Raw genomic sequence first — 4,379 nt, forward strand, 5'->3', positions numbered from 1 at the left:
AAAAGGGCTAAAATGATCCCTTGAAGGAGAGAGCGCGTTATGGATAAACAGAGAATCTTTGAAGTGTTAGTCACCAATATTTGCGAGGTACTTCCTGAATTAGACGGACACAGTTTTGCGCCTGATGATCAGTTAGTTGAGTTAGGAGCTGACTCTGTAGACAGAGCAGAAATTATCACAATGGTGCTCGAGGATCTATCATTAAAAATTCCCCGTATTGAGCTGTCCGGGGTGAAAAACATCGGCGAATTAGCTGAGGTGCTTTATGACAAAGTGCAATCTGTCTGAGGTGGTGGTGACCGGTGTAGGCGTCACTGCCGCCATTGGTCAAGGGAAAGAGGACTTTGCTTCCTCGCTGCTGTCTGGCAGGCATGCCTTTGATGTCATGAAGCGTCCAGGCAGACAAAAAGACAGCCAGTTTATCGGAGCTGAAATTGCGTCATTGTCCTATCCCGACCGACTCTCTAAAAAATTGTTGCGAAAAGCGTCATTTTCCAGCCGTGCTGCATTGGTAACTCTCTCAGAGGCTTGGGAGGAGGCTGAATTAGACGATACCGATTCTGCACGTATCGGACTTGTAGTCGGTGGATCAAATTTTCAGCAGAGAGAAACCTTACAGCTTTATGAAAGTTATCAAGATCGCCCTGGCTTTATTTCGCCGTCGTATGGCCTGTCTTTTATGGATAGCGACCTTTGCGGGCTATGCACAGATCAGTTTGGTATCACGGGCTTAGCTTATACGGTGGGAGGAGCCTCCGCCAGCGGCCAATTAGCAGTCATTCATGCGATTCAGCAAGTCTTATCAGGTGAGGTTGATGTTTGCATAGCACTGGGTGCATTAATGGATCTTTCTTACATGGAATGCGAAGCGCTCAGGGCTTTAGGCGCTATGGGAACAGACAAATATGCTGATGAGCCTGAAAAAGCGTGCCGTCCCTTCGATCAGAACAGAGACGGGTTTATTTATGGAGAATCATGCGGCGCATTGGTGATAGAACGAAAGGAGACGGCTGTACGCCGAGGTGTTAAACCTTATGCAGCATTGTCTGGATGGTCAATCAAACTAGACGGGAACCGGAATCCCGATCCTTCTTTAGAAGGAGAGATTCATGTCATCCAGGAGGCGCTGGAGCGTGCAGGTCTTTCACCAGAAGAGATTGATTATATTAATCCCCATGGAACAGGTTCTTTTATTGGAGATGAAATTGAATTAAAGGCACTGCATGCATGCCGGCTTTCCCATGCTTATATAAATGCAACTAAATCGATAACCGGGCACGGCCTTAGTGCTGCGGGCATTGTAGAGATTATTTCTGTTCTGCTGCAAATGAGAGAATTTGCCCTGCACCCGAGCCGGAATTTGGATCATCCGATCGATGATTCCTTTCATTGGGTAAATGAGAAATCGATTTCATACCGCATCAAAAATGCGCTGAGCTTAAGTATGGGGTTTGGCGGAATGAACACCGCGGTTTGTATACAAAACATTGAGAAATGTGGAGGCGAATCATAAATGGTTTCAGCCGGAATAGAAGCGATGAATGTCTTTGGCGGAACGGCATACCTTGATGTCATGGAACTGGCCAAATACAGACACTTAGATACTGCCAGATTTGAAAATTTATTAATGAAAGAAAAAGCGGTAGCACTGCCTTATGAAGATCCAGTAACCTTTGGAGTCAATGCAGCTAAGCCGATTATTGATGCTTTATCCGAAGCAGAAAAAGAACGGATTGAATTGCTGATCACTTGCTCTGAATCCGGGATCGACTTTGGGAAATCGTTAAGTACATATATCCATGAATATTTAGGACTTAACCGCAACTGCCGTTTGTTTGAGATTAAACAAGCATGTTATTCAGGAACCGCGGGATTTCAGATGGCGGTGAATTTTATATTATCCCAGACTTCTCCGGGTGCCAAAGCACTGGTTATCGCCAGTGATATTTCACGTTTTTTAATCGCTGAGGGCGGAGACGCTTTAAGTGAAGACTGGTCTTATGCCGAACCGAGCGCCGGAGCGGGAGCGGTGGCTGTTTTAGTAGGCGAAAATCCCGAGGTGTTTCAAATAGATCCAGGAGCAAATGGCTATTACGGCTATGAAGTGATGGATACCTGCCGTCCCATTCCCGACAGTGAAGCGGGAGATTCTGACCTGTCTTTAATGTCATATCTGGATTGCTGCGAACAAACCTTTCTGGAATACCAAAAACGTGTACCGGGTGCGAGTTATCAGGACACGTTTCAATACCTTGCTTACCATACACCATTTGGCGGGATGGTGAAAGGTGCGCACCGAACAATGATGCGCAAGGTGGCGAAGATGAAAACAGCTGAGATTGAAACGGATTTTTTAAATCGGGTTATGCCAGGTTTAAACTACTGCCAACGGGTTGGAAATATTATGGGAGCTGCCTTGTTTCTGGCATTGGCAAGCACGATAGACCAAGGGCGGTTTGATTCGCCTAAACGAATCGGCTGTTTTTCCTACGGATCAGGCTGCTGTTCTGAATTTTACAGCGGAATTACAACTCCGCAAGGCCAGGAGCGCCAGCGCTCATTTGGCATTGAGAATCATTTAGATCGCCGGTATCAGCTCTCTATGGATGAGTATGAGCTGCTGTTTAAGGGGAGCGGGATGGTGCGGTTCGGGACACGCAATGTAAAGCTGGATTTTGAGATGATACCGGGCATCATGCAGTTTACAAAAAAGAAGCCGCGCTTGTTTTTAGAAGAAATTTCTGAGTTTCATCGGAAATACAGGTGGATCTCGTGACCTATCAAACGATAAAGGTCCGCATTCAAGAGTCGGTTTGTTATATCACATTTCACCGTCCTGAAGCGAATAATACGATTAATGACACACTTATTGAAGAATGTTTACAAGTGTTAAACCAATGTGAAACATCATCAGTTACGGTTGTTGTTTTAGAAGGGCTTCCCGAGGTATTTTGCTTCGGCGCGGATTTTCAAGAAATCTATCAGGAAATGAAAAGTGGCAGAAAACAGGCAAGGTCCCAAGAGCCTCTCTATGATTTGTGGCTGAAATTACAGACCGGACCTTATGTCACGATTTCGCATGTCAGGGGAAAAGTGAATGCCGGCGGCCTTGGATTCGTATCGGCCACAGATATTGCCATTGCTGATGAAACGGCGTCATTCAGTCTCTCTGAGCTGTTGTTCGGTCTGTATCCGGCTTGTGTTTTACCGTTTCTGGTACGCCGGATCGGCAGACAGAAAGCACATTATATGACCCTGATGACAAAGCCGGTTTCCGTTCAGGAAGCCAGTGAATGGGGATTAATAGATGCGTTTGATGCTCAAAGTGAGGTTCTGCTGAGAAAGCATTTATTGCGTTTGCGGAGGCTGAATAAAAAGGGAATCGCGCGTTATAAACAGTATATGAGCTCACTTGATCATCAGGTCAGCCATTCGAAACCCCTCGCTTTAACTGCAAATCAAGACATGTTTTCTGATCCTCAAAACCAAATGGGACTCATCAGGTATGTTGAAACAGGGCAATTTCCATGGGAGGATCAGTAATCATTTGAAACGTTGACAATCAGAACCGTTAGGAGGACATCATGACGCATTCTGTTGTAGAGCTCATCGAAATCGAGCCCGCCATTATTCAGGTAAAGATGCATGACCGCACTCATAAAAACGCGTTTTCACAAGAACTTACAGATGGTTTAATTCAAGCGTTTGAATTCATTCGTCAGCAACCCAATTATAAAGCGGTCATTTTGACAGGATATGATAATTATTTTGCTTCAGGAGGAACGCAAGAAGGTCTGCTTCGAATTCAGCAAGGATTAACCAAGTTCACGGATGACAATCTTTATTCTCTGGCGCTGGATTGCGAGATTCCGGTCATTGCGGCCATGCAGGGCCACGGAATTGGAGGCGGCTTTGTCATGGGGCTCTTTGCTGACATTGTCATTTTAAGCAGAGAGAGTGTGTATACGGCTAATTTTATGAAATACGGATTTACGCCTGGAATGGGCGCTACCTTTATCGTGCCTGAAAAACTGGGATTCAGCCTGGCCCAGGAAATATTAATGAATGCGGGCAGCTATCGCGGAGCTGATCTTGAAAAAAGAGGGGTTCCTTTTAAAGTTCTGCCCCGGGCGGAAGTAGTAGATTATGCGGTGGAGCTGGCGCATGAACTGGCGGAAAAGCCGAGAAACTCATTGATTACATTAAAAGATCATTTGGTGGCCCCGCTTCGTGAGCAGCTGCCGCGCGTCATAGAACAGGAAGTGATAATGCATGAGAAAACATTTCATCATGACGAAGTCAAAACGAGAATCAAAGGTTTGTATGGAAATTAACTGAGAATCTACATAAAAATTCGCAGGTGAAATGGAGGCAGCGCG

The 4,379-nt window shown here is 45.6% G+C and carries 5 protein-coding genes; all 5 read left to right on the forward strand.

Features of this window, described 5'->3' with window-relative positions:
* The first annotated feature begins 39 nt into the window (after positions 1 to 39).
* The 5 genes from AC0C66_RS01280 to AC0C66_RS01300 are packed head-to-tail and all read left to right on the forward strand — an operon-like array spanning position 40 to position 4,334.
* On the forward strand, positions 40 to 288 hold the full coding sequence (locus AC0C66_RS01280; protein WP_072183166.1) for an acyl carrier protein: 249 nt from the start codon (positions 40 to 42) through the stop codon (positions 286 to 288).
* A complete protein-coding gene (locus tag AC0C66_RS01285) occupies positions 266 to 1,513 on the forward strand; it encodes a beta-ketoacyl synthase N-terminal-like domain-containing protein (protein ID WP_072183165.1) in 1,248 nt (415 codons plus the stop codon). Before AC0C66_RS01280 ends, AC0C66_RS01285 begins: the two co-directional genes overlap by 23 nt.
* Entirely contained in the window at positions 1,514 to 2,776 is a 1,263-nt protein-coding gene (gene pksG, locus AC0C66_RS01290; protein ID WP_014113854.1) for a polyketide biosynthesis 3-hydroxy-3-methylglutaryl-ACP synthase PksG, read from the forward strand. It abuts the gene before it with no gap.
* Positions 2,764 to 3,543 (forward strand): enoyl-CoA hydratase/isomerase, encoded by a 780-nt coding sequence (locus tag AC0C66_RS01295; protein ID WP_461845562.1) that lies wholly within the window; start codon positions 2,764 to 2,766, stop codon positions 3,541 to 3,543. The genes pksG and AC0C66_RS01295 overlap by 13 nt, the downstream gene beginning before the upstream one ends.
* 41 nt (positions 3,544 to 3,584) lie before the next feature.
* Positions 3,585 to 4,334, forward strand: coding sequence for a polyketide synthase (locus AC0C66_RS01300; protein ID WP_014113856.1), 750 nt, complete (start codon positions 3,585 to 3,587; stop codon positions 4,332 to 4,334).
* Positions 4,335 to 4,379: the final 45 nt, after the last annotated feature.

It is taken from the genome of Bacillus sp. VA13 (assembly GCF_055710085.1).

What these genes read in the sequence shown, in the direction of transcription:
- AC0C66_RS01280 (WP_072183166.1), top strand. Translation starts at nt 40, where the DNA reads ATGGATAAACAGAGAATCTTTGAAGTGTTAGTCACCAATATTTGCGAG.
- AC0C66_RS01285 (WP_072183165.1), top strand. Translation starts at nt 266, where the DNA reads ATGACAAAGTGCAATCTGTCTGAGGTGGTGGTGACCGGTGTAGGCGTC.
- pksG (WP_014113854.1), top strand. Translation starts at nt 1,514, where the DNA reads ATGGTTTCAGCCGGAATAGAAGCGATGAATGTCTTTGGCGGAACGGCA.
- AC0C66_RS01300 (WP_014113856.1), top strand. Translation starts at nt 3,585, where the DNA reads ATGACGCATTCTGTTGTAGAGCTCATCGAAATCGAGCCCGCCATTATT.